This is a genomic window from Rubrobacter marinus, from assembly GCF_011492965.1.
Lineage (GTDB): Bacteria > Actinomycetota > Rubrobacteria > Rubrobacterales > Rubrobacteraceae > Rubrobacter_F > Rubrobacter_F marinus.
In genome coordinates, this window is record NZ_CP045121.1 from 1,594,084 (window position 1) to 1,618,754 (window position 24,671).

Here is a 24,671-nt window from a genome sequence, read left to right on the forward strand (position 1 = left end):
GGACTGGAAAAGCCGGCCTTCTTCTCCTCGCAACGTTTCCTGACCACTCCTTACGTGCGGCGTAGATTTGTGCTTAGGACGACGAGTGTTGCTAGAGGAAGGGGGAACAAAATCTTGGGTACGAGGGTGACGGCCAAGAGGGCAGGATAGCTCGACGATGGAGAGGCGTTCGTTTGAGCGACTATCTCGCTCGGAGAGGCACGTCGAAGGGGAAAGCGTAGGTCGACCGCGCTACTAGAGGCGGTGGCGGCCGAGCTGGCCTTCGACCTGGGAGCCGGAAATTTTCCGCCCCCAAATGCTAAGGCGATGCGCTCTCCCAGAGCGCAGCACCGAAGCACGCCCACCTCGATAAAAGCAGCGTGGCAACCTATTTGAAAAGGGGCATCTCGAACGCCTCATAGAATGCAGGACGACAGGGCTCGGCAGGACGACACCTCGCGACATCATCGCTCGCCCTCGTCCGTTCTGCGTTCGAGCTCGCCGAAAAGGCTCGCCAGAGTAGTGTCGAGCGCCCTCGCTATGCGGTCCGCGGTCCCGATGGTGACGTTCCTCTCTCCCCGCTCGACCGAGCTGACGTAGGTCTGGTGCAGCCCCACCCTGAAGGAGAAGTCTTCTTGCGAGTAGCCCTTCTCCCGGCGCAGGCGTCGCACAAGCTCCCCGAACCTCTTCGCCAACTCCTCCTCGGCCATGTGACCGAGCGTAGGGAGCCGCGCGCCAAGAGTTTATAGACCAAACATAGTAAAACCTGCAAAACGGTGGTTTGTGGATCACCTCTGCGGTGCCCTTCCGGATATTGTCGCCCAATAGGGGTGCTCGGAAGGGACCGGACGACCTTTGGGAGAGGGGAGAGGGCATGTCCGACGCCGAGCCCGATTTCGAGGTGGAGGCCGCGAGCTTGGGAGAGTTCCTGCGGTTGCTGAAGGAGCGGAGCGACGGATCGCTTGGCTGGCAAGGATACGGCTCCTCCGGGAGGGCGATCTTCGTGGCCAAGACGATGGATCGACGCCCTTCGTACTATGGCTTCCCGCTGGTAAGACGTTACGTAGTTGCCGCCTTCGCCCATGGGAGGGACCGGTTCTCCTACACGAGGACAACCTCCAATGCCGTGGAACTGCCCGAGATGGTGGCCAGGATCGAGGACCGTCAGCAAGGGGCCTACGAGGAGGTCCGGGCGGAGATCGAACGGGGACTGGAAGACTCGGACCTCAACGTGTCCGTCCACGAAGGCTTCCTGCACCGCGCCGCGGACAACGGACGTGTTCGGCGCGATGAAGGAGGTTAGCGCACGTGGAAGCACTCTAGTGAGCGGTGTCAGCAGTAGCGTCAGCAGTAGGAGCGACACGGGGCGGTGCTTTGCGACAGCACGCGTACATTATAATGTACGATTTACCTGCAAAGACGGTACTTGTCGTCATCCGGCGGTACCAGGCGAAACACGGCCGAATGTCACTCGTAATGAGCAGGTCAGCGGTTCGAGTCCGCTCGTCGGCTCTCTTTTTGCCTCGTTTTGCAGGCAACTCGCGGAGGGTTCGAGGGTTTGTCGCAAGCATAGTGGGCTTGTGGCGGCAATGGGAATTGTGAGCGCCGGTTTGTTGTAATTTGGTAGGCCCGTTGTTCACCGGCGGTGTGACCGGGTGGCGTTAGGGGCCGGTGATCCTGGGGTCGAGATCCAGCGGCTCCGGCTCGGAGACGTCGATGTTCGCCAAGTTTGGGTGCGCCGGGTTGAGAAGGTAGTTGTGCTGGCCCCTCACCGTGACGCTCGGGACCTTGAGGGCCAGCGAGCGGCCCTCCGAGAGCCAGACGTCCCCGAGCCTCCGGGTGGACGGCGGGACGGGGTAGGTCCGCCAGTCGTCCGGCAGTGAAGAGGGCGGCAGAACCGCGATGGCGTCCCCGTACAGGGTCGCGGAGACGACCACGAAGGCGTCCAGCACCGCAGGGTCCTCCACGTGCAGCAGCTGTTCCAAGGCTGCGAGCGAGACGATCTCCGAGGCGTAGACTACCGCCCTGCCCTTGCTGTTCCAGCGTCCCCCGTAAAGACGCGCGCCCGCCCTGCCGAACGCCGTGTCCGCGTACCTCGGCGCGCAGACGCGCAACGCCGTAACGTTGGCCAGGAATCGTGCCTAGCCCTAGGACGGGACGCCGTGCTCGATGCGCCCTATGAGGGCCACGACCTCCTGGGCGCCCACGTCCACGCGCGAGTAGTCCAGGGGCGCCTCGCCGTCCGACGCGACCTTCGGGGTGGAGAGCCGGCGGTCGGTCCTGTCGAGGTCGCCGCCGAAGAGGCCCAACGCCCTCCCGTAGACGCGCGAGAGCCTCGAGACCCTTTCGGACTCGTCGGGGTGGAGCCTGCCCTTCCGCTTGCGGCGGCTCGAGGTGCGCGGGTCGATCTGCACGAGGTCGGCCACCTCTCCCGCGCCCAGCCCGACGCTCTCCCTGAAGTTCTCGAGGACCTCGTACGGGAAGCCCTCGCCCACCCTACGGACCAGCTCCTCGTTCGTCCCGACCTCCTCCTCCATCCCGAGCAGACCGAACTCGGTCTCCGGAAGCCGGGAGCCGTCCCTGATCGTCTCCGCCATAACGAGCGCCTCTCCAAGAAGAACATGCACCATGTCTACAATACATAGGACATTTGGCCCTTAAGAGTCACCTGGCATAGGTTCGCGGGTTGTGGGGACTGCTCAAGTGACTGGACCTACCGGCGTCTCCGCCGGCGCACGCACGGCCGTGCCAGATCCCATGCTGCGTGGGGGGCGGCGCTTGTTCGAGTCTCGATGCCGACCTAAAATCCTCTCGGGATGGAAAGAGGAGGAAGCTTGACTCCGTCGCTTCGGGCTCTTCGGACGCTCGTGCTCGTGCTCGCGCAGCCGCCCGCCTAGAGGCGAAAGCACGGCAAGGTTCCGTAATCAAGGAGGGAGCGTGAATGGACGCCAAGCACCCTTATGCCGTCGAGGGCCTGAGCGGTCCGGTCGAGATCCTCGTGGACCGATGGGGCGTGCCGCACGTCTACGCCTCCTCGTCCGACGACGCCTTCTTCGCCCAGGGCTTCAACGCCGCCCGCGACCGCCTGTGGCAGATCGACCTGTGGCGCAGGCGCGGCCTCGGGCTCCTCGCCGAGGCCTTCGGACCCTCCTTCGTCGAGAAGGATAGGGCTTCCAGGCTCTTCCTCTACCGGGACGAGATGCGCCGCGAGTGGCTCTCCTACGGCTCGGACACGAAGCGCGTCGTCGCCGCCTTCGTACTCGGCGTCAACGAGTACGTGAGGCTCACCGAGGAGGATCCCAAACTCCTCCCGGAGGAGTTCCGCCTTGCGGGATACCGGCCCGCTTACTGGTCACCGGAGGACGTGGCCCGGATCCGGAGCCACGGCCTCTACAAAAACCTGACCTTCGAAGCCGAGCGCGCCCGCGTCCTGCGGGAGTTCGGCCCCGAGACGGACGAACTGAGGAGCCGCCTGGAACCGCCGCGCGAGGTCGAGGTGCCCGAGGGGCTCGACCTCTCCCTCATCCCCGACGACGTTCTCGCGGTGTACGCTCTCGCCACCACCCCGCCGGTGCTCGGGGCGGACGTCGCAGCGAATCCCGCGGGGGCCGAGAAGCCCCCGGAGGGCTCGAACAACTGGGTGGTCTCCCCTTCGCGCACCGCAACGGGGCGTCCGATCCTCGCCAACGATCCCCACCGGGCGCTCTCGGTGCCCTCCTTACGCTACGTGGCCCACCTCTCGGCCCCGGGGATGGACGTGATCGGGGCCGGCGAGCCCGCCCTGCCCGGCATCTCGATAGGCCACAACGGCAAGATCGCCTTCGGCCTCACCATCTTCTCCATCGACCAGGAGGACCTCTACGTCTACGAGACGAATCCAGAGAACCCGAACGAATACCGCTACAAAGGGCGCTGGGAGCCGATGGAGGTCGAGCACCAGAGCGTGCCGGTGAGGGACGGAGAGCCGGTAGAGGTAGAGATGAAGTTCACCCGTCACGGGCCGGTGGTCTACGAGGATCCCGGGAAGCACGTGGCCTTCGCGGTCAGGGCGGCGTGGCTGGAGCCGGGGATGGCCCCCTACCTCGGCAGCATGGACTACATGCGCGTGAAGGACTGGGACGGTTTCCTCGCGGCGATGAACCGGTGGGGCTCGCCCGGCGAGAACCAGGTCTACGCCGACGATGCGGGCAACATAGGCTGGAAGCCGGGCGGGCTGGTGCCGAGGAGGCCCAATTGGGACGGCCTCCTGCCGGTCCCCGGCGACGGGCGCTACGAGTGGGACGGCTTCCTCGACGCCGACGAGCTGCCGGTGGAGTTCAACCCGCAACGGGGCTGGGTCGCCACCGCCAACCAGATGAACCTGCCGGAGGGCTACCCGCACGAGGAGAAGGGGGTTGGCTTCGAGTGGTACGCCCCCTACCGCTACGAGCGGGTTTCCGAGGCGCTCGAGGGCGTCGAGGGCCACGCGCTGGGGGACTCCGTCAGCTTGCAGAACGATCACCTCTCCGTGCCGGCCCGACGCATCTGCGCCCGGCTGGACGGCGTGCGCTGCGACGACCCGAAGACCGAGGAGGCGCTGGGGATGCTGCGGGGCTGGGACCACGTGCTCTCGCCCGACTCGGCGCCCGCGGCGCTCTTCGAGGTGTGGTACCGGCTCTACCTGCGGCCCGCGCTCTTCGAGAGGGCGCTGGAGGGGACCGTGCCGCCCGAGAAGCTGGCCGATGCGGTCGCCGCGGCAACGCCGCTCGAGGACCTGGCGGCGGACGCCCGGGCGGACCTGGACCTCCTGGAGAAACCGGACGGGAGGCTCGGCCCCGAGCCCGAGAAGACGCTGGTGGAGATCGTGGTGTCGAGCCTGGGACGGGCGGTCGAGCACCTGGAGGGGCTGTTGGGGTCCGACCGGAAGGGATGGGAATGGGGGAGGCTCCACCACTCCCTCCTTACGCACCCCCTCTCGGCGCTCGTCGACGAGGAGAAGCGCGAGCGGCTGAACGTCGGGCCGGCGCCGCGCGGGGGGAGCGGGGACACGGTGGGCAACACCGCCTACCGGGCGGACTTCCGCCAGACCGGGGGCTCGTCTTTCCGCATCGTGGTCGACGTCGGGGAGTGGGACGGCTCCCTTTTCATGAACTCGCCGGGTCAGTCCGGGGACCCCGAGAGCCAGCATTATTCGGACCTGTTCGAGGGTTGGGCCGAGGGAGGAGCGTTCCCGCTCCTGTACTCGAGGGAGGAGGTCGAGGAGGCGACCGAGGCGAGGATCGTACTGGAGCCGAAGGGGCCGTAAGTTTGCTCCGAGGGTCGGGGCACGGGGCAGAGGAACACGAGGAAAGGAGACGCAGGTCATGGGACACCTAAACCTCCCGGAGGGGAAGAAGATCGCCGTCAACCTGGGTGTGGACTTCGACGCGCAGTCGTTGTGGCTGGGCGCGTTCAACATGCCGACGCCGGCGATGATGGCGCGCGGAGAGTTCGGCGCCGAGGTCGGCACGCCGCGGCTTCTGGAGCTCTACGAGAAGTACGGCATCAAGACGACCTGGTTCACGCCGGGACACACGATCGACACCTTCCCCGACGTCTGCAAGCGCATCCTCGACGAGGGGCACGAGTTCGGCCACCACGGCTACTACCACGAGAACCCGACGAAGATCGAGCGCGACACCGAGGAGCGGCTCATGCAGCTCGCGCTCGACACGTTCGACAAGCGTCTCGGCATCCGGCCGCGCGGCTACCGCTCGCCGTACTGGGATTACAGCGAGAACACCCTCGACCTGATCGAGCAGTTCGGCTTCGAGTACGACAGCAGCCTGATGGCGCGCGACCTCGTCCCGTATCGGCCGCGACGCTGGCAGGTCAACTGGGAGAAGGGGAACGTGCCCGGCAAGGCGAGCCACGTCCTCGAGATCCCGGTCAACTGGTACCTCGACGACTTCCCGCCGCTGGCCTACGTCACCGGCATCCAGGCGGGCATGCAGGACTCGGAGACGATCCTCAAGCGCTGGAGGGACATCTTCGACTACGCTTACGAGCGCGTCCCCAACGCCTGCTACGCCGTCGCCGTGCACCCGCAGATTATCGGCCAGGCCCACCACATGTTGTTCTTCGAGAAGCTGGTGGAGTACATAGCCCAGAAGGACGGCGTCTGGTTCGCCACCTGCTCCGAGATCTTCGACGCCTGGGTGGACGACGACGAGGACAGGCGCCTCATGGAGGCCGAGGACGTGCGCGGCGTCGAAGAGGCTCCCGTCGGTTCGGGCTTCCGGTAGGCCGCGAGCACCGCGCGGCTTGGGGATCGCTCCCCCAAGCCGCTCCTCGCGGAGTTCGTGAGGCCCATGCGCCAGCCCGGCCCCGACTGCGACTCCTTGGAGCTCGGGGGTTACCGGCTCGTGCGGACGTTCGTCCCGCAGCGGTCAGTCTTTGGCTCAAAGGGGCCCGTGTTGCGGCACGGGTATAGGCGTGACCGCGGCGCGCTCGTCCTCCTCTCGGATCTCCGACCCCGCACCAGGTCCCGTGCCCGCCCGGTCGCCTTGCGGGCTACCGACACCCGAGGCACGGAGAGCCTCGGGTGTCGGTAGAACGGCCGGTGCAACGACCCCCGCTGCGTCTTATCGGCCCGGCTGCCGGGCCTGGTGATAGGCGAAGGCGGCCAGGTCCCCGACGCCCGTGCGGTCGAGGATGCCGAACTTGGTGACCCAGCCCCCGGCCCCGTTCGCCTCGCGCACGGGGCGGTTCTCCATGGCGGCCATCACGCCGTTGACGAAGACGAACGTGGGGAGCTTGTCGTGCGGATCGACGACCGTGACATTGGCCCTCGTCCCCGCCCCGAGGTGGCCCAGCTCCCCCGTCCACCAGTCCTCTCGGGTGAGGCCGGCCATCAGGCGGGTCACGTTGGCCGTCATCGTGGCCACGGCCCGGGAGAGCGGGAGAACGCCGGCTTCGGCCAGCTCCAGGATGGCCGGTACGTTGTCGCGCGTGTCGCCGAAGCCCTTCATCGTCGCGTCGCACTGCCCGTCGGAGATGAGCACGTCGACGGTGCCGTCCGCGAGGGCCTCGTAGGCGACCTGTTGCGCGGCCCTGTCCATCAGGATGCCGTCGCGGTTGCCGAGCCCCGGCCTGAGGTGGGACGTCGTCAGATCCCCGGTGACGTGAGGCTGCTTGAGCAGCTCGACCATCCGTCGCATGCTCTCGACCGGGTCGCCGTGGCTTCCGGAGCCCGCCGCGGGGAGGTGCGTCAGGTGCACGGGCCTTCCGTTCGACAGGTGGACCAAGCGCTCGCTGTGGGCGGGGTCCTGGGCGTGGCTCATGAAGACCAGCCCCGCGCGGGAGGAGATGTCGAACAGGCCGTCGAGCATCTCGTCGGGGGCGATGAAGTGCCCCATGTGGTCTTTCAGGCCGACCGTGAGCGGGGCGGTCAGGTAGGTGATGGGGTTGCGCGTCATCTTCTCGTAGGCGACCTCCTCCGGGAGCTCGCCGTTGAAGAGGTCGACCAGCTCGTCCACCGAGAGGAGGCAGCCCATGACGTTCGGGCCGCCGAGGTAGAGGCCCACGTTCACGGGCACGCCGCGGTCGACCTCCGCCCCCAGGAGCGACGGCGACATAAACGAGTTGCCCGCCCCGGGCGAGAGGGCCACCGTAACGCCGTCGGCGACGGACTCGAAGATCGGGGCCGAGCTGGTCTCGAAGAGGTCGCCGAGGTGCAGGTGGATGTCGATGAGCCCCGGCCAGACCTGAAGCCCCCTCACGTTGAAGACGCGGTCGCCGCGCTCCGGCCGGAGCCCGTCCGCGACCTCCTCGACGCGCTGGCCCCGGAACGCCACGTCCATCTCGGCCTCGACGCCGTTTGCCGGGTCGATCACCGTCCCGCCCTTCAGGATCGTCCGCCCGGAGGGCTCGATCCGCGCCAGCGGGTCGTGGAGCCGACCCTGCCGCACCGTCGCCAGCACGTCGGGTAAAGAGCCAACGTTCGTGTCGTAAGCCATACCGACCTCCTCCTAAAGGCCGCCGGGACGGGATCGTCCGCTCCCCGCCGCTCGCGGCGATCTACCCCGCCTCACCGGCGCCTCGACCGATCCTGAGCGATGCGTCGGGGAGCGGGGGCAGCCGTCGGCGGGCTCACCTCTACTACGACGGCGGGGGGACCTCGAACCCCAGCGCGTACCTCAGGATCAAGAACACGACCAGAGAGGACAGGGCCATGGACAACGTGTTGCCGATAAACAGGTGCCAGTGGTCGGGGAGCCTGTCGATCACGAACTGCGCCACCGGCGGCGCCAGTATCGCCCCCAACACCGCGCCCAGCAGGATGCTCTGCATCGTGCCGCCGAAGGCGAGCGCCATGGCAGGCGCCACGCTCACCAGCGGGACGAAGGTCGGGTACCACCCCTTCTCCCTCCAACTCTCGTAGTATAGGAGGACGCCCACGGCCGCGGTGAGCACCTGGCTCAGGATGACGGCGGGCAACAGGCCCGTCCCGAGCGCCGGATGCAGGGGGTTCAGGACCCAGGAGAGGAGCGTCCCCAGGAGCAGCCCCGCCGAGGCCCACTCGTTCCCGTAGAACTGGGCCTCGCTGAAGTCGGCGAGCACCCGGCGGCCGAACCATCCCCTGCGGTTCGGGTCGACGGGAGGGGGCGGCTGGGGTAGATCGGTTCCCTCCCCGGTCTCGGGGATGTCCTCGCCTTCGGAGGGTGCCGTCTCGCGGCTCATCCAGGGCAGGTACCGGCAGAGCTCGAGGACGAGGATGGCCCCCAGCCACATCCCGGTAACGGCCCCTATGACCCCCGGGAGACCCAGGGGGGTCAGGACGTACTGGATGATCCCGTAGGCGATGGGGAACGTGACGAGCGCCCCGAGGATGCCCCCGGTCAGGGCGTTCTTCCAGCCCGCGCCATAAACGAAGACCACGGCCGCCGGCACGCTGACGAAGGGGACGAAGGTCGGCGCCCACCCGCCTTCGAGCAGGCCGCCGAACAGGGCGACGGAGAGCCCGAGCCCGACGAGCGAGGCGGCGAAGATCCAGGGCCACAGCCCCGTGCCGTAGCAGATGGGGATGCCCCTCAGCCGCGAGTTGGTCTTGTACAGCAGGTGACCGACGAAGGCGAAGGCCAGAAGGCCGATCCCGCCGAACAAGCTCGCGTAGAACGTGGGCTCCGAGGTGTCCCCGAGGAGCCAGAAGAAGCGGTAGAGCGCGCTGTCCGGGGCCCTCTCCAGCCACGTCTCGAACGAGAATAGTGGTCCATCCGACCCGAGGGATCCCTGCAAGGCCACCATGGCGTAGTAGAGGACGAACCCGAACGCCAAGACCCCCAGAAACTCAGGGAGCAACCGCAACCGCGCCTTCACCCGAGACACCTCCCACGAACTTCCATCGGGGCGCTGGGGCGCCCCTCCCCTATCCGCGGCTCGACCCTTGCGGAGGAGCCGCGAACGATTATAGTGAATGCTTTAACACCGCGCCCGAGCTGGACGTGGGGGACCCCGCGGGTGTCGAGGAAGGGCTAGAGGGAGGAGAACCCGAAGTGTCGCGCGAAGCCGCCGTAGCTGCGTTGGATCGCATAGACCCGGATCTCGGGGCGTTCATAGAGGTGGACAGGAATAGGGTACTGGCCGCGGCCGAGTCGCCGCGCGGCGGTCGCCTCTCCGGCGTGCTCGTCGCCGTAAAGGACCTGATCGACACGGCTGGCCTCAGGACCACGTACGGCTCGGACTTCTTCGCGGACCACGTCCCCGAGAAGAACGCTCCGGTCGTCGACGCCCTGGAGGCCGAGGGCGCCATTGTGCTCGGCAAGACGAACCTCAACGAGTTCGCGTACGGGGTGAGCGGCTACAACCCCTTCTACGGCGCGATCCTCACCCCGAAGGATCGCTCCCGTACCGCCGGGGGCTCCAGCGGGGGCTCCGCCGCGGCGGTCTCCGCCGGCGCGTGTCGCTTGGCGGTCGGGACGGACACCAGCGGCTCGGTCCGTATACCGGCGGCCTGCTGCGGCGTGTACGGCATGAAGCTGGCGCACGGGGCCGCTTCTCTCGAGGGGATCTTCCCGCTGGCGGCGCGCTACGACAGCGTGGGCTACTTCGCCGCCGGGGTAGACGACCTGCAACTCGTCCTCGGCATCGACGAGCTCCCGGACGTCGGCTCCTTGAAGGTCGCCCGCATCGGCGTCGACGTCGAAACCCCGGACCTGCCGGAGGAGCACTGGGTGAGCTTCCGCGAGCAGGTCTGGGAGGTGCACGCGGAGCGTTACCGAAACGAGCCCAAGCGCTACGGCAAGGACGTGCAGTGGAAGCTCGCGCTGCCCTTCGACGGCGCGGACGCGGCCAGAGCGCTCCTCGAGGCCTGGCGGACGCGGTTCCTCGAGGCGGTGGAGGGGATCGACGTCCTCGTGGGGCCGCTGCTCGACGGCGCCGCCCCGACCCTGGACGCGGTCATGTCGGAGTACGAGCGAGACGAGTTCATAGTGGGGGGCCGGCTGCTCCGTCACACGCCCCAGTACAACGAGCTCGGCTGGCCGGCGCTCGCCGTCCCCACCGCCGACGGGTCTGTGCAGGTGGCGGGCAGGCCCGGCAGCGAGGCCGCCGTACTCGCCGTGGGTCAGAGGATGGGGCTACCGAGCGAGGAGGTCGTCGCTAACTGATCCTTTCGGCGGCCCGGGGCCGCCGCTTCGAGGTCCGAGCTTACCGGCGCCGTTGCGGTCGTAGTCTCGGAGGGTTCGGCGGCGCGGGCGGACGGGCGGCGGCGAAGATCTACCAAGGGTCCGAACCCGCCCTCGCAGGGCCTCGCGGACGAACTTCTCGAGTTTCGCCAGAGCGCCCTCGGACAGGCAGGCGCAACGCCCGTCAGCCCGAGCCCGGTGGGCGGTCAGAAGCCCCGGGGCGAGCCCCAACGTCTCCTCGCCGGTGAACCTCACCGGCTGCCGCCTGCGACCCGGCCACAGCCCGCAGCCGCCGAAGCGGCCGGCCTCGGCCTCGACGGGCAGGACCATCTTCCGAGCATTGCGTCGGGGCCATCCCCGAGGGGTCACGGCACCGAGCATACCGTCTACGGTTCTCGCTCCTCTTGAGGGCGTCCTTGACGAAGCTTGCCGCCGAAGCAACGAATTTTGCCTGCGGTGCTTGACGCGGAAGCTACCCATCCATATCATGCGCGCCAAGTTGTACGTACAAGCGTACTTGTGGGGAGGGTGAGGGATGGAGGACGGTGCGAGCCGGGTTATTGCCTCCCGCCGGGGGGGTGTAGGCGAAGGCTTGTCTGGACGGGTTGCCGAAGCCGCTCATGGCATCAAGTTCGAGGACATGCCTGCCGACGTGGTCGAAATGGCCAAGATCCTCATGCTGGATGCTTTGGGGATAGCCTTCGCTTCCAGGGCCGAGTTGTTCGCGGAGCAGGCCCTGGCCGGGGTGGGTAGGATCTCGGGGGATGGGGGAGCCACCGTGGTGGGCTCCGCTCGGACGGTGGACCCGGGCAGTGCGGCCCTCTTGAACGGGCTTTTGATCCACGGGCTGGACTTCGACGACACCCATCTCTCCGGGGTGCTGCACACCAGCGCCGGCGTGTTACCCGCGGCGCTCGCGGCCGGGGAGCTCGAGGGCCGCTCCGGCAGGGAGGTTCTCAGGGCATTCGTCCTGGGGACCGAGGTCGCGGCTCGCGTCGGGATGGCGGCCGCGGGGCGCTTCCACAAGCAGGGTTTCCATCCCACCGGCGTGGCCGGGGCGTTCGGGGCGGCGGTCGCCGCCGGCCTGCTCTTCGGGCTCGACGCGAGAGAGCTCGCGACCGCCCAGGGGATCGTGGGCAGCATGGCCTCCGGAATCCTCGAGTTTCTGGAAGAGGGGACCTGGACCAAGCGCGTGCATCCCGGTTGGTCCGCCAAGGCGGGCCTGACCGCCGCGAGCCTCGCCGGAGCGGGGTTCACCGGGCCGAGCGCGGTCTACGAGGGGCGCTACGGTTTGTACGCCAGCCACCTCGGCACCAGGGATCTGCCGCTACAGGCCGTAGCCGAGGGCCTCGGGGAGCGGTGGGAGGTTCTGAACGTCGCCGTGAAGCCCTATCCGGCGTGCCACTTCGTCCACGCGTTTATCGACGCTGCTCTGGAGCTCTTGCAGGGTGAGGGGTTCGCGGCGGAGGACGTGGACCGGATCACGTGCAAGATCGCCGCCGAGGAGGTGGAGGCCGTCTGCGAGCCGGTGGAGAACAAACGCCGCCCCAAGAGCACCTACGACGCGCAGTTCAGCGTGCCTTACGTCGTGGCGAGCGCCATCGTACGCCGGCGCAGGCTGGGGATCAAGGACTTCGACGAAGAATCCATAGGAGACGAAGCGGTCCTCGATCTGGCCGGAAGGGTCGACTACGAGGTCGACCCCGAGGCCGGGTTCCCCGATCACTTCTCCGGCGAGGTCGTTATCGCCCTGCGGGACGGGCGGACGATCTCCTGGCGCGAGCAGGTCAACCGTGGCGCCCCCGACCGACCGCTGGGCCGGGACGAGATCCGCGAGAAGTTCGACCTCAACGCCTCGGTCAAGCTCTCGAAGGAGCAGGCGGCGCTGGTCGCCGGCAGGATCGAGGGGCTGGACGAGTCGGGCTCCATCGAGGGAGTGACCCGCGCCCTTCGGGTCGAGACCGGATCGGCGCGCTTGATGTGACCCGAAATGTAGGGCTGTTTTCGCGCGGTCTTTGAGGCCAGCGCGAAGCCTCGATCTAGCAGTGGAACGGGAAAGGAGCTGCATGAAGCGAATAGGGGTAGACGTCGGAGGGACCTTTACGGACCTGATCTACGCCTCGGACGAGGACCAGCGGATACTGGTGCACAAGACGCCAACCACCCCGCAGGATCCGTCCGTGGCGACGCTCACCGGCGTAGAGGAGCTCTGCCGGATGGCCGAGACGGAGCCCGCGTCGGTGGACCAGGTCTTCCACGGCACCACGATCGCGACGAACATAGTGGTCGAGCACAACGGCGCGAAGGTGGGCATGATCACCACCGAGGGCTACCGCGACATCCTCCACATCGCGCGCCACAAGAAGCCCCTGAACTTCTCCAACTACCAGGACCTGCCCTGGCAGCGCTACCCGATCGTCAGGCGCCGCTACAGGCTCACCGTCCCGGAGCGCGTGCTCGCCGACGGCTCGGTGCTCGTGCCCCTCGACGAGGACGCCGTCCGCGACGCCGCGAGGCGCCTCAAGGAGGAAGGGTGCGAGGCGGTGGCCGTGTGCCTGCTCTTCTCGTTCGTGAACCCCGAGCACGAGACCAAGGTCAGGAGCATCCTGGAGGAAGAGTTCCCCGAGGCGTACCTTTCCGTCTCGTCGGAAGTGCTTCCCCAGTACCGCGAGTACGAGCGTTTCTCGACCGTGGCGCTCAACGCCTACGTCGGCCCCAAGGTGGCCCGGTACGTGGATCGCCTCGACGGGGGGCTGCGCGAGCGCGGCGTGCGCGCGGGGCTCCACCTCATGACTTCCGCCAGCGGCGTCGCTACCCCGCAGGGGGCCGTGGAGAGGCCCGTGAACCTGCTGATGAGCGGACCGATAGCCGGCGTGGTGGGGGGCATCTGGGCCGGCCGTCAGGCCGGGTTCGACAACGTCATCACCCTCGACGTCGGCGGCACCTCGGCGGACATCGGGCTGGCGCAAAGAGGCGAGCTACGCATGAAGCACCTGCTCGATACCCGCGTCGGCCCCTACCAAGCCATGATCCCGATGGTGGACGTCGACACGATCGGCGCCGGGGGCGGTTCCGTGGCCTACGTCGACGCCGGCGGCATGTTCCACGTCGGTCCGAGGAGCGCGGGCGCGGATCCTGGCCCCGCATCCTACGACCGGGGCGGCACCGAGCCCACGGCGACCGACGCGATGGTCGAGCTCGGCCGCATCCCTCCGGACAACTTCCTCGGCGGCAACATGGACCTCCGGCCGGAGCTGGCGCACGAGGCCATGGAGCGCCTCGGGCAGAAACTCGACATGTCGGCCGAGAAGGCGGCCGCCGGCGCCCTGGCCGTCCTCGTGGCCGGCATGGTGCAGTCCATCGAGGAGAACTCGGTGCGCAAGGGGTACGACCCCCGCGACTTCGCCCTCGTCGCCGGCGGCGGGGCCGGCCCGATGTTCGCCGCCGAGGTAGGGCGGGAGGTCGGCACGCCGAAGGTGGTGGTCCCGAGGTACCCCGGCATCATGGCGGCGGTGGGTCTCCTCGCCACCGACATGGTGTACGAGTACGTGCGCACGTACTACGACCTCGTCTCGACTCTGGACCGCGGGCGCCTGCAAGAGCAGTTCGCGGAGCTGGAAGAGGAGGCCCTGACACAGCTGCGCGAAGACGGTCTCTCCGAGGATCGGATGGTCGTGGAGCGCGTGATCGACTGCCGTTACGTGGGTCAGGGCTACGAGCTGCGGGTGAACGCGGAGAGCGGCGAGATAGACGACGCCTGGCTTCGGAAGCTGGCAGCGGCGTTCCACGACGCCCACGAGCGCGAGTACTCCCGGCGCTTCGAGGAGAACGACATACAGATCGTCAACGTGCGCGTGAGGGGCGTGGGCCTCATGGAGGAGCTACGGCTGCCGGAGATCGAGGCCGGCGACGCGCGCCCCGATGACGCCGCGCACCACGGCAAGAGGGAGGTGTGGTTCCACGTCGACGGGGAGCTCAAGAAGGTCGAGTGCGACTTCTACGACAGGGAGTTGCTGCGCGCCGGCAACAAGATCCAGGGCCCGGCGGTCCTTACGCAGTTCGACACGACCATCGTCGTGCCGCCCGGCCTGGACGCCGAGGTCGACGGCTCCGGCAACGTCGTCATCGACTGCACGGGCGGGGAGGCCGCCGGCGTTATCGAAGCCGCCGCCGAGAAGGCCGAGGCGGGCGGCGCGTGAAGGCCGCGCGGTTCCACGAGTTCGGGGGCGCGGACAAGCTCGTCGTCGAAGACGTCCCCGTGCCCTCCCCGGAGCCGGATCAGGTCGTCGTGAGGATCGCGGCATCCGCCCTCAACCACCTGGACGTGGACATCCGGGAGGGCGTGTCGCGCTTCCCCTTCGAGCTGCCGCACACCCCGGGCATAGAGCTGGTGGGGGAGATCACCGAAAAAGGCAGCGCCGTCGGCGACGAGTGGCGGGTCGGAGACCGTGTGATGCCGTACCTGCTCGCCACCTGCGGAAGCTGCCGCTACTGCCGGACGGGCCGGGAGAGCCTCTGCCTGACCCCGGTCTTCGCCGGTGGAGGATACGCCGAGTACACCGCGGTGCTCGCGCGCCAGCTCGTGCGGCTCCCCGAAGGTCTGGACGACGTCGACGCCGCGGCCACCCAGATTGCCTTCGCTACTGCCTGGCACATGATGTTCACGCGCGGCAAGCTGCAGGCCGGGGAGACGGTGATGATCAACTCCGTCGGCAGCGGCGTGGGCAGCGCCGCCGTCCAGCTCGCGGAGTACGCCGGGGCCTTTGTCATAGGCAACGCCTCCACGGAGGAGAAGCTCGATCGCGCGAAAGGGCTCGGCATGCACGAGGGCATCGACTACACAAAGGAAGACGTCCCGGAGAGGGTGCGCGAGCTGACCGGCGGCATGGGGGCGGACATGGTCATCGAGTACGTCGGGGGCGATTCCTTCCAGTTCGGGCTCGACTCGCTCGCCAAGGACGGGCGGATGGTGACCTGCGGCGCGCACGCCCGGGAGGTGGTGGACTTCGACGTCATCCCGTTCTTCCGCCAGCAGCACACCGTTATCGGCTCGTTCGTGTTCAACCGCGACGAGGTCGAGAAGGTGCTGGACCTCGCGGGCCGCGGCCTGATCAGGCCGGCGGTCCACAAGACGTTCCCGCTCGACGAGGCCAGAGAGGCCATGGAGACCATGGAGTCGAGGGCCCACTTCGGCAAGCTCGTCCTCGTCCCGTAGGGCAAGACGAAGCACGAGCGTCCACCACGCAAAAGGAGGAGATCGATGACCACCGAGATGGATACCGCAACCTTCGCCGAGCTGGGCCGGCTTCCGGGCCCGCCAACCCGCGAGCGGGTGCCCGTGGACCCGATCACGATGCGGGTGCTCACGGGGGCGTTCCGCGCCACCGCCCAGGAGATGGCGGGGGTGCTGTTCCGCATGAGCTACAGCTCCATCATCCGCGAGTCGGAGGACCTCGGGTGCGGCCTCTTCGACCACGAGGGCCGGGAGATCTGCGAGTCCGAGTCCACGCCGATGCACATCGGCTCCCTGCCCTGGTACATCCGCGGCTTCATGCGCCGCCTCAAAGGCAAGATCCGCGAGGGCGACGTCATCATCCACAACCACCCGTACCACGGCGCCTCCCACACCCCCGACATCGCCGTCGCCGTCCCCGTCTTCTTCGAGGGCGAGCTGCTCGGCTTCTCCGCCGTGACGGCGCACGTCCTCGACGTCGGCGGCTCGTTCCCGGGCGTCAACGCCGACGCGTTCGACGTCTACGCCGAGGGGAAGCTCTACGACGGCCTGCGCCTCTACCAGGGGGGCGAGCTGAACGAGGATCTGGACCGCCACCTGTTCGAAAACGTCCGCACCGAGGACATGAACCGGGGCGACATGAACGCCATGATCGCCTCCTGCGAGCTCGGGCGGCGGCGCATGGTCGAGCTGTGCGCGCGCTACGGGGTGGATACGGTGATGTCGTCGGCCTACGACCTGATGGACTACTCCGAGCGCATGCTTCGCCAGGAGATCGAGAAGCTCCCCGACGGGGAGTACACCGCACCCACGGCTTGGCTCGACGACGACGCCCGCAACCGCGACGTGCGCCTGCGCGTGGAGACCAAGGTGATAGTCGAGGGCGGCGACATCAGCATAGACCTCACCGGCTCGAACGCCGAGGTCCCGACCGGCTATAACGTGCCGTACGAGGGCAGCTTGCTCGTCGGCGCGTACTTCGCCATCCGCACCATCCTCCTGGACGAGGCCACGTTCCCGGAGTACGTGCCCCAGAACGAGGGCGTGTTTCGCCCGGTCAAGGTGATCGCCCCAAAGGGAACCATCTTCAACCCCAACTTCCCGCGGGCGTGCTTCTCGCGTTTCTGCCAGGTGCAGCGCGTGGTGGACAACACGATCCTCGCCCTCGCCGACGTGCTGCCCGAGAAGGTGACGGCCGGCAACTCCGCCCACGTCAACTTCTGCTCCTACTCGGGGTTCCTGGAGGAGCAGCAGCAGTACTGGATCTACCTGGAGGTCAACGAGGGCTCTTACGGCGGTCGCTTCGGCAAGGACGGGATGGACTCCGTCGACAACCTCATGGCGAACACCCGCAACAACCCCATCGAGGAGCTCGACATGCGCTTCCCGATCCGCAACGAGCAGTACGAGCTCCGTCCCGAGCCCGCGGCCCCCGGGCGCTGGCGCGGCGGCCTCGGCATCGTCCGCCGCAACCGCTTCCTGGTGGACGGCACCTACTCCTCCGAGGGCGACCGGCACACCGATCCGCCGCGCGGCATCCTCGGCGGCTGGGACGGCCTGACGGCGTCGCTCGTGAAGAACCCGGACGGCGAAGCGCCGGAGGAACTGCCGGCGAAGGTGACCGGCGCGCCGTTCGCGGCCGGGGAACTGCTCCAGATTCTGGGCCCCAACGCGGCGGGCTACGGGAATCCCCTCGACCGCCCGCCCGGGGACGTGCGCGAGGACGTCCTCGACGACTTCACCAGCATCGAGCTCGCGCGCGACGCCTACGGGGTCGTGATCGAACCCGGGACCCTGGAGGTGGACGGACCCGCGACGGAGAAGCTGCGCGCGGAACTGCGCGGGCGTCACGCCGACGGGAACGGATCTTTGATCGACCACGTGTCCTCCAACCCGTCGGAGCGGCGCCCCAACCCCATCAGCGCGGCGAGCGAGAGGGCGTTCTCGGAATGATGCCTCCGGCGCCCGAAACAGGGACCGAAGGGGGTAGGGTTGGCTGACCTCTCCCCGGAGAGCGTCGCGGCCATCGCCGGGCTCTACGAGCTGGACGATCGGGGGCGCCACGAGGCCTGGCTCGGTCGCGTGCGGACGGATCGCGAGGTGATCTCCTTGCTCGCCGAGGCTCCTATCCCGCTGGAGCAGGGCGTGATCGACGTACACGGCCTCGTCAACCGGCCCGCGCGCGAGCGGTGGCAGAGCCGCCCGCTCGCGGCGGACGGGGAGAGCTCCGGCCCTCCCCGAACCGCCGGGCAGCAGGCAGCCGCCGTGCAGAGCGGCGAGACGAGCGCCGTGGACCTCGTGGAGGAGGCGTTGGAGAGCGCTCACCGTCAGCGGCACCTCAACGCCTTCATCGCCCTCTTCGAGGAGAGGGCGCGCGAAGAGGCCGACGCCGTGGACCGGCGCGTGTGGGGCGGGGAGGAGGTAGGCCCGCTAGCCGGGGTCACGGTCGCGGTAAAGGACCTCATCGACGTCGAGGGCTACGCGACTACCGGCGGAACGCGGGTCCTGGACCTTGCGCCAGCCAGAGAAGACGCCGCCTGCGTGGCCCGCCTCCGACGCGCCGGAGCGGTGATCCTCGGCATGGCAAACCTGCACGGGCTGGCTTACGGCGCCCTGAGCTTCAACCCGGACTTCGGCCGGGTCCTGAACCCCCGCCGGGAGGAGGCCCTGTCCGGGGGATCTAGCGGCGGGTCTGGGGCGGCGGTGGCGGCGGGCATCACCGCGGGGGCTCTGGGGACCGACACCGGCGGGTCCGTGCGCGTCCCCGCGGCCTGCTGCGGCGTGGTGGGCCTCAAGCCCACCTTCGGCCGCGTCTCGACGGCGGGGGTGTACCCGCTCGGCCGCACCATGGACCACGTAGGGCCCGTGACACGAACGGTCGCCGACGCGGCGCTCTTTCTGGAGGTCCTCTCGGACGAGCCGTTCGCCGCGTCGACCACCGCCTGGCGCGACCTGGACGGGGTGGTCGTGGGGGTCCCCCGCACCTACTTTTTCGACCACCTCTCCGACGAGGTGCGGGCCGCGGTCGAGGACTGCGAACGGGCCGTGGTCGAGGCAGGGGGGGAGGTGATCGAGGCCGACATCCCCTCCATGCGCTTCGCGCCTGCGGCGCAGCTCTTCACCATCGCCGCGGACGCCCTCGACGTGCACCGCCAGATGCTCGCGCGGAAGGCGGATCTCCTCCCCGAAGACGTCCGGCTGCGCCTGGAGATGGGCATGTTCTTCCTCGCCGCCGACTACGTGCGCGCGCAGCGGCTGCGCGGGATGCTCCAGAAGGACGTCGACGCGGCCCTGGAGAAGGCGGACGTGTTGCTGATGCCGACCACTGCGGTAACGGCGCCGGACGCCGGTGTGCGGGAGGTGCGCGTCGGCGACGTGACGTGGCCGACCCAGCTCGCGCTGTCGAGGCTCACGATGCCCTTCACGGCCACGGGGCATCCGGCGCTCACCCTGCCCTGGGGATCGGACGACCGCGGGTGCCCCGTCGGCCTCCAGATCGTGGGCCGGCCGATGGAGGAGGCGGCGATCCTCGGCACGGGCCGGGTTCTGGAGCGCACGCGGGGAGCGGCTGGTTGATGGACCGAGCGACGCTATTCGTGAGCGTGCACCGCGGCCCGCGAAGGGCGGTATCCGAAGCCGCCGCTACGACCTTAGCCTAGAAGGAGGCACCTTTGGACACCAAGGCACAAGAGTCATTGTTGGGGACCGTCCACGACTTCGTGGAGGAGGAGGTCAGGCCCGTCGTCCGCGAGCTCGACGCGGAGGACGCCTACCCCCACGGGCTCGTGGAGCGGATGAAGGAGCTCGGGCTGTTCGGTGCGATCCTCCCCGAGGAGTACGGCGGCCTCGGCCTCTCCGCCTCCTCTTACACGAAGATAATAGAGGAGCTCTCCAGGGGTTGGATGAGCATCGCCGGCATCATCAACAGCCACCTCATCCTGGCGTACAACATCTACCTCTCCGGGACGCCCGAGCAGCGCGACCGCTTCCTGCCGGACCTGTGTTCCGGGCAGAGGCGGGGGGGACTCTCGATCACCGAGCCCTCCGCGGGCAGCGACGTGCAGGCCATACGCACCGAGGCGCGTCGGGAAGGCGACCACTACGTCGTGAACGGGCACAAAAAGTGGATCTCCAACGGCATCTTCGGGAACACCTTCCTCGTAGCGATGAAGACCGACCCGACCGCCGAGCCGGCCCACAGGGGCATCAGCGCGTTCATCGTCGAGAAGGGCGGGCCCGGCTTCGAGGCGAAGCGTCGTCCCGAGAAGCTGGGGTACAGGGGGATCGACAGCGCCGAGTTCGTGTTCGAGGACTTCCGGGTGCCGGCAGAGAATCTCCTCGGCAACGAGGAAGGGAAGGGCTTCCAACACATCATGAAGGGGCTCGAGCTGGGGCGCATCAACGTCGCCGCCCGCGGCCTGGGCATCGCCCGTGCCGCCTTCGAGGACGCTATCGCCTACGCCCAAAAGCGTGAGGCCTTCGGCAAACCCATCTCCGAGCACCAGGCCGTGCAGCTCAAGCTCGCCGACATGGCGGTCCGCATCGAGGCCTCCCGCCTGCTCGTCAGGAACGCGGCCGAGAAGTTCGATCGCGGCGAGCGGTGCGACCTCGAGGCGGGCATGGCGAAGCTCTTCGCCAGCGAGGCCGGCATCGACAACAGCCTGGACGCCATGCGCATCCACGGCGGCAACGGGTACCACAAGGATTACGACGTGGAGCGTTACTTCAGGGACGCGCCGCTGATGGCCATAGGCGAGGGCACCAACGAGATACAGCGCATGGTGATAGCGAGGGGGCTCCTGAAGCAGAACGCGCTGGACCTGGAGAAAGGAGGGGAGGGATGATCCACGACGCCCGCGACACGTTCGGCCGATTCTACGAGGAGTTCGAGCCGGGAGACGTCTACAAGCACTGGCCGGGGCGGACCATCACCCAGGCGGACGACACGCAGTTCGCCCTCCTGACGATGAACCAGCATCCCCTGCACATAGACGCCGCCTTCGCCGAAGGCACGCAGTTCGGCCAGAACCTCGTTGTCGGTACGCTCGTCTTCGCCATAGCGGTCGGGCTCTCCGTGCCGGACGTGAGCGGCAAGGCGATAGCCATGCTCGAGTACGAGTCCGTCAAGCACGAGGGGCCTACCTTCCACGGCGACACGATCTACGCGGAGACCACCGTCATCGAGAAGCGCGAGTCCAAGAGCCGCAGCGACCGCGGGATCGTCGCCGTCACGACGCGCGCCTACAACCAGCGGGACGAGACGGTCCTGACGTACCGGCGCAGCCTCCTCGTCCCCAAGCGCGAGGCCGCTGAGGCCGTGCGCGCCTCCTCGTCCTCGGAGGGTGCGGAATGAACGACGGGAGGTTGCCGCTCGAAGGCGTCAGGATCGTCGCCGTGGAGCAGTACGGGGCCCTGCCCTTCGGGACCATGCAGCTCGCGGATCTCGGGGCCGAGGTGATCAAGGTAGAAGACCCGGCGCTCGGCGGCGACGTGAGCCGCTCCGTGGGCCCCTACGCGGACGACGGGGACAGCCTCTTCTACCAGTCCCTCAACCGCAACAAGAAGAGCGTGAGCCTCAGCCTGCGCAGCGAGTCGGGGCGCCGGATCCTGCACGACCTGGTGCGCGTCTCCGACGCGGTCGCGAACAACCTGCGCGGCGACCTGCCGGCGAAGATGGGGCTCACCTACGAGACGCTCGGGGAGGTGAATCCCAGGATCGTAGCGGCGTCGCTGACGGGGTTCGGGCTCACCGGTCCCCGGTTCTCCCAGCCCGGCTACGACTACCTGGCCCAGGCCCTCGCCGGGTGGATGAGCGTGACCGGGGAGCCCGACGATCCCCCGACGCGCTGCGGGCTCTCGGTGGTGGACTTCATGAGCGGGATGGCCGCGGCGCTGGGCATCGTCTCCGCGGTCTTCGGGGCGCGCGAGAGCGGGCGGGGCACCGACGTGGACGTGAGCCTGCTCGACGTCGCCGTCTCCAACCTCAACTACCTGGCGGCCTGGTACCTCAACGAGGGTTACCTGCCGCCGCGGGCGCCAAACGGGGGGCACCCGTCGCTGGTGCCCTCGCAGCGCTTCGCCACGGGCGACGGTTACATGTACATAATGTGCAACAAGGAGAAGTTCTGGGGCAACCTCTGCGATGCGCTGGAGAGGCCGGAATGGAAGGAGGACCCGCGCTACCGCGACTTCGCGGCGAGGTACGAGCATCGGGAAGGGCTCCTCCCGGCGCTGCAGGAGGTCCTCCTCGGGCGCACGACGGCCGAGTGGATCGAGACCTTCGGCGACGCCGTCCCCTGCGCTCCGGTGAACACCATACCGGGGGCCTTGAGCGAGCCGCAGCTTTCGGCGCGAGACATGATCCTGGAGGTGCCGCACGAGGGGCGCGGCGTGGTCAAGGAGATCTCCTGCCCGATCAAGGTGAGCGGGGCTCCCGTGCCCGCGCGCGCGGCCCCGACCATGGGCGGGGACACGGAGTACGTGCTGAAGGAGATTCTGGGGTACGCTGACGTGGACGTAGGCGAGTTGGCGAAGGGCGAGGCCGGTTAGTGGAACCCAAGCGTTCGAAGGAAGCCTCCGGCGGGTCCGGGAGGCCCAGGGGTCGGGTCTTCGCGTTCCCGCCGTCCCCGCAGAGGGGCGTGGCGCTCTACCTGCAGGTGGCCGACCAGCTGCGCGGCAGGATCGACTCCGGCGAGCTCGCCCCCGGAGACCAGCTACCGCCCGAGGTCGAGCTCGCCGACGGCTTCGGCGTGAGCCGCCACACCGTTCGCCAGGCGCTCCGGCACCTCAGGGATCGTGGGTACCTCGCCTCCCGCCAGGGCAAGGGCAGCACCGTCCGTGACCGCAAGCGCGGGTTGCAGGTGAACCCGGTCATAGGCTCCATCAACGACCTGGTGCAGTTCGCGAGCGAGACCGTGCTGAAACCCGTCTCCGTCGTCGAAGAGCCCGCGGGCGCTGAGGTCGCGGAGCTTTTGGATCTGGAGCCCGAAAGGTCCCGGGTCGTGCGTATAAACGGCCTGCGTTGCGAGAGGGACGGGGCCGTCTTCGGCTACACGAAGGTGTACGTGCCGGTCGAGCTCGCAAAAGGCCTCAGGGCGGAGACCATACACAGCGTCCCGATCTACGCTCAGGTCGAGCGCAACAGCGGGATCGAGGTCGCCGGGGTGGAGCAGCGCATATCCGCCGGCGGCGCCGACGAGGAGCTGGTCGAGCACCTCGGTCTCGAACCCCACGAGCCCGTGCTGAAGATCTCCCGCCTCTACTACGCGACGGGGGGAGCGCCCGTCGAGTTCGCGGAGTCTTTCCACCCCCCCTCCGCGTTCGAGTACGTGATCCACCTGCGCAAGGGCTTCTGATGGGCCGCAAAACGGACGCCCGTTCTTACCTGTTCGTGCCCGGCGACCGTCCGGACCGCTTCGAGAAGGCGCAAGGGAGCGGGGCCGACGTAGTGGTGCTCGACCTCGAGGACGCCGTCGCGGCCGGGAGCAAGGCAGGCGCCCGGGAGGCGGTAGCGGCATGGCTCTCCACGGAGCGCCCGGCCGCCTACGTCAGGGTGAATGCCGCGTCGACCGGCTGGCTCGCCGAAGACCTCGAGGCGATAGCGGGTTGTCCGGGTCTCGACGGGGTGATGCTCCCAAAGGCGGAGGGCGCGCAACAGATCGCCGAGGTCCGCGGGTACCTCCCCGAGGACGTCGGCGTTCTCGCGCTCGTCGAGACGGCTCTAGGGGTCTGGGAAGCGCGTGCGGTGGCCGAGGCCGCGGGCATCCAACGCCTGGCCTTCGGCTCGGTGGACTTCATGCTCGACGCCGACATCGAGGGCGACGGCAAGGAGCTACTCTACGCCCGTTCTCGTCTGGTCCTGGCATCGAGGGTGGCGGGCCTGAGGCCGCCCATAGACGGCGTCACCACCGCGACCGACGACGCCGAGAAGCTCGCCTCGGACGTCGACGACGCGCGCCTTATGGGCTTCGGGGGGAAGCTCTGCATACACCCGCGGCAGATCGGGGCGGTAAACCGCGGCTTCGTGCCTGGGGAGGAGCAGGTTTCCTGGGCCCGGCGGGTGCTCGACGGCCTCCCCGGGGAGGGAGGCGGGGTGGTTCAGATCGACGGCGAGGTCGTGGATCGTCCGATGATCGAGCGGGCGAGGACGATCGTAGAGCGTGCCGGCACGGCTCCCGCGCCCACAACACCGCCGCCTCCGGGTAGGAGGCGCTGAGGCTCGCCGAGACCCGCTGCCCCGTCGCCGGTGCTTGGCAGCGCCCCTATCGCCGGCCCACGAGCGGCCGGATGCCTCCGCCGGGAGCGCCGCCTTCGAGAGGCACGTGCCCCGGTGCGACACCTGCGAGCTCTGCCGTAACGGAGGCGCTCGGGGCCTGTTCGGAGGGCCACGCAGGAAGGGACGAGCAGTGAGGTGATGACCACCGTCGCCGGGTAGCTTGCTGTCCGCTTCTCGTACCGCGCCGCTAAGGGAAGCCGCTGCTTGAGCTTGCCCTAGCAACGGCCGCACAGGTTGCGCCCGCGGTAGTAGGTCTCGGCGGCGAAGGAGTGCGGCTCCCACCACGCCCTGCGCTATCTCTGGTCGCGCTCGCTCGCGAGGTCGCTCGGGGCCGCCCCGAAGCACGATCTGGCCCGAAGGGGAAACACCGTCCGTTCGGCCCGTTCGCCCATGCCTCCCCGGTACCACGCGTCATGGGAACAGGGACTTCTGAAAAAAATAAACAAATGTTGTTGACAAACAGACAAAAGTACAGGCAGAATAAGCACAAGGAAAGGAGACGATGAGCGACAAGATCGATGCTGCGGGATTACGTTCGCGT

General features: G+C 68.3%; 19 protein-coding genes. 14 read left to right on the forward strand and 5 right to left on the reverse strand.

Annotated elements, in window-relative coordinates; translation table 11 throughout:
• Positions 1–443: 443 nt before the first annotated feature.
• The gene (locus GBA65_RS08145; protein ID WP_228281752.1) at positions 444–674 is read right to left on the reverse strand and encodes a helix-turn-helix domain-containing protein; all 231 of its coding nucleotides are present in this window, start codon (positions 672–674) and stop codon (positions 444–446) included.
• A gap of 179 nt (positions 675–853) precedes the next feature.
• Between GBA65_RS08145 and GBA65_RS08150 the strand changes: the two genes are divergently transcribed.
• Complete coding sequence (locus GBA65_RS08150) at positions 854–1,282, forward strand: hypothetical protein (protein ID WP_166396147.1); 429 nt, start codon at positions 854–856, stop codon at positions 1,280–1,282.
• 358 nt (positions 1,283–1,640) lie between these two features.
• Here GBA65_RS08150 and GBA65_RS08155 read toward each other — a convergent pair whose 3' ends face one another.
• Positions 1,641–2,093, reverse strand: a complete 453-nt coding sequence (locus tag GBA65_RS08155) for an RES family NAD+ phosphorylase (RefSeq protein WP_166396148.1) — start codon at positions 2,091–2,093, stop codon at positions 1,641–1,643.
• A gap of 33 nt (positions 2,094–2,126) precedes the next feature.
• Positions 2,127–2,576 (reverse strand): antitoxin Xre-like helix-turn-helix domain-containing protein, encoded by a 450-nt coding sequence (locus GBA65_RS08160; protein WP_166396149.1) that lies wholly within the window; start codon positions 2,574–2,576, stop codon positions 2,127–2,129.
• A gap of 344 nt (positions 2,577–2,920) precedes the next feature.
• Between GBA65_RS08160 and GBA65_RS08165 the strand changes: the two genes are divergently transcribed.
• Both GBA65_RS08165 and GBA65_RS08170 read left to right on the forward strand, forming a co-directional pair.
• Positions 2,921–5,263, forward strand: a complete 2,343-nt coding sequence (locus GBA65_RS08165; RefSeq protein ID WP_166396150.1) for a penicillin acylase family protein — start codon at positions 2,921–2,923, stop codon at positions 5,261–5,263.
• 58 nt (positions 5,264–5,321) lie between these two features.
• Positions 5,322–6,242 carry a polysaccharide deacetylase family protein gene (locus GBA65_RS08170; protein WP_166396151.1) on the forward strand — a complete coding sequence of 307 codons (921 nt, stop codon included), beginning with the start codon at positions 5,322–5,324 and terminating at the stop codon, positions 6,240–6,242.
• Positions 6,243–6,581: 339 nt separating this feature from the next.
• Here GBA65_RS08170 and GBA65_RS08175 read toward each other — a convergent pair whose 3' ends face one another.
• Entirely contained in the window at positions 6,582–7,955 is a 1,374-nt protein-coding gene (locus GBA65_RS08175; protein ID WP_166396152.1) for an amidohydrolase family protein, read from the reverse strand.
• A 142-nt stretch (positions 7,956–8,097) separates the two neighbouring features.
• Complete coding sequence (locus GBA65_RS08180) at positions 8,098–9,315, reverse strand: hypothetical protein (protein WP_166396153.1); 1,218 nt, start codon at positions 9,313–9,315, stop codon at positions 8,098–8,100.
• A 176-nt stretch (positions 9,316–9,491) separates the two neighbouring features.
• On the opposite strand from GBA65_RS08180, the gene GBA65_RS08185 reads away from it, so the two are divergent.
• The 11 genes from GBA65_RS08185 to GBA65_RS08235 all read left to right on the forward strand — a co-directional run bounded on the left by GBA65_RS08185 (position 9,492) and on the right by GBA65_RS08235 (position 24,070).
• Positions 9,492–10,604, forward strand: a complete 1,113-nt coding sequence (locus GBA65_RS08185; RefSeq protein WP_166396154.1) for an amidase — start codon at positions 9,492–9,494, stop codon at positions 10,602–10,604.
• 679 nt (positions 10,605–11,283) lie between these two features.
• Positions 11,284–12,606, forward strand: coding sequence for an MmgE/PrpD family protein (locus GBA65_RS08190; RefSeq protein ID WP_407691077.1), 1,323 nt, complete (start codon positions 11,284–11,286; stop codon positions 12,604–12,606).
• 82 nt (positions 12,607–12,688) lie between these two features.
• A complete protein-coding gene (locus GBA65_RS08195; protein WP_166396156.1) occupies positions 12,689–14,821 on the forward strand; it encodes a hydantoinase/oxoprolinase family protein in 2,133 nt (710 codons plus the stop codon).
• On the forward strand, positions 14,818–15,837 hold the full coding sequence (locus tag GBA65_RS08200) for a zinc-binding dehydrogenase (RefSeq protein WP_166396157.1): 1,020 nt from the start codon (positions 14,818–14,820) through the stop codon (positions 15,835–15,837). Before GBA65_RS08195 ends, GBA65_RS08200 begins: the two co-directional genes overlap by 4 nt.
• Before the next feature lie 45 nt (positions 15,838–15,882).
• Positions 15,883–17,808 (forward strand): hydantoinase B/oxoprolinase family protein, encoded by a 1,926-nt coding sequence (locus GBA65_RS08205; RefSeq protein ID WP_207956242.1) that lies wholly within the window; start codon positions 15,883–15,885, stop codon positions 17,806–17,808.
• A gap of 39 nt (positions 17,809–17,847) precedes the next feature.
• Complete coding sequence (locus tag GBA65_RS08210) at positions 17,848–19,431, forward strand: amidase (RefSeq protein WP_166396158.1); 1,584 nt, start codon at positions 17,848–17,850, stop codon at positions 19,429–19,431.
• Between the two features lie 95 nt (positions 19,432–19,526).
• Positions 19,527–20,699, forward strand: a complete 1,173-nt coding sequence (locus tag GBA65_RS08215; protein WP_166396159.1) for an acyl-CoA dehydrogenase family protein — start codon at positions 19,527–19,529, stop codon at positions 20,697–20,699.
• A complete protein-coding gene (locus GBA65_RS08220) occupies positions 20,696–21,208 on the forward strand; it encodes a MaoC family dehydratase (protein WP_166396160.1) in 513 nt (170 codons plus the stop codon). The genes GBA65_RS08215 and GBA65_RS08220 overlap by 4 nt, the downstream gene beginning before the upstream one ends.
• On the forward strand, positions 21,205–22,404 hold the full coding sequence (locus GBA65_RS08225) for a CaiB/BaiF CoA transferase family protein (RefSeq protein ID WP_166396161.1): 1,200 nt from the start codon (positions 21,205–21,207) through the stop codon (positions 22,402–22,404). Before GBA65_RS08220 ends, GBA65_RS08225 begins: the two co-directional genes overlap by 4 nt.
• On the forward strand, positions 22,404–23,210 hold the full coding sequence (locus GBA65_RS08230; RefSeq protein WP_166396162.1) for a GntR family transcriptional regulator: 807 nt from the start codon (positions 22,404–22,406) through the stop codon (positions 23,208–23,210). The genes GBA65_RS08225 and GBA65_RS08230 overlap by 1 nt, the downstream gene beginning before the upstream one ends.
• Positions 23,210–24,070: an HpcH/HpaI aldolase/citrate lyase family protein gene (locus GBA65_RS08235; RefSeq protein WP_166396163.1), complete on the forward strand. Its 861-nt coding sequence runs from the start codon at positions 23,210–23,212 to the stop codon at positions 24,068–24,070. Before GBA65_RS08230 ends, GBA65_RS08235 begins: the two co-directional genes overlap by 1 nt.
• Positions 24,071–24,671 lie beyond the last annotated feature (601 nt).

What these genes read in the sequence shown, in the direction of transcription:
- GBA65_RS08150 (WP_166396147.1), top strand. Translation starts at nt 854, where the DNA reads ATGTCCGACGCCGAGCCCGATTTCGAGGTGGAGGCCGCGAGCTTGGGA.
- GBA65_RS08160 (WP_166396149.1), bottom strand. Translation starts at nt 2,576, where the DNA reads ATGGCGGAGACGATCAGGGACGGCTCCCGGCTTCCGGAGACCGAGTTC.
- GBA65_RS08165 (WP_166396150.1), top strand. Translation starts at nt 2,921, where the DNA reads ATGGACGCCAAGCACCCTTATGCCGTCGAGGGCCTGAGCGGTCCGGTC.
- GBA65_RS08170 (WP_166396151.1), top strand. Translation starts at nt 5,322, where the DNA reads ATGGGACACCTAAACCTCCCGGAGGGGAAGAAGATCGCCGTCAACCTG.
- GBA65_RS08175 (WP_166396152.1), bottom strand. Translation starts at nt 7,955, where the DNA reads ATGGCTTACGACACGAACGTTGGCTCTTTACCCGACGTGCTGGCGACG.
- GBA65_RS08190 (WP_407691077.1), top strand. Translation starts at nt 11,284, where the DNA reads ATGGCCAAGATCCTCATGCTGGATGCTTTGGGGATAGCCTTCGCTTCC.
- GBA65_RS08195 (WP_166396156.1), top strand. Translation starts at nt 12,689, where the DNA reads ATGAAGCGAATAGGGGTAGACGTCGGAGGGACCTTTACGGACCTGATC.
- GBA65_RS08205 (WP_207956242.1), top strand. Translation starts at nt 15,883, where the DNA reads ATGACCACCGAGATGGATACCGCAACCTTCGCCGAGCTGGGCCGGCTT.
- GBA65_RS08220 (WP_166396160.1), top strand. Translation starts at nt 20,696, where the DNA reads ATGATCCACGACGCCCGCGACACGTTCGGCCGATTCTACGAGGAGTTC.
- GBA65_RS08225 (WP_166396161.1), top strand. Translation starts at nt 21,205, where the DNA reads ATGAACGACGGGAGGTTGCCGCTCGAAGGCGTCAGGATCGTCGCCGTG.
- GBA65_RS08235 (WP_166396163.1), top strand. Translation starts at nt 23,210, where the DNA reads ATGGGCCGCAAAACGGACGCCCGTTCTTACCTGTTCGTGCCCGGCGAC.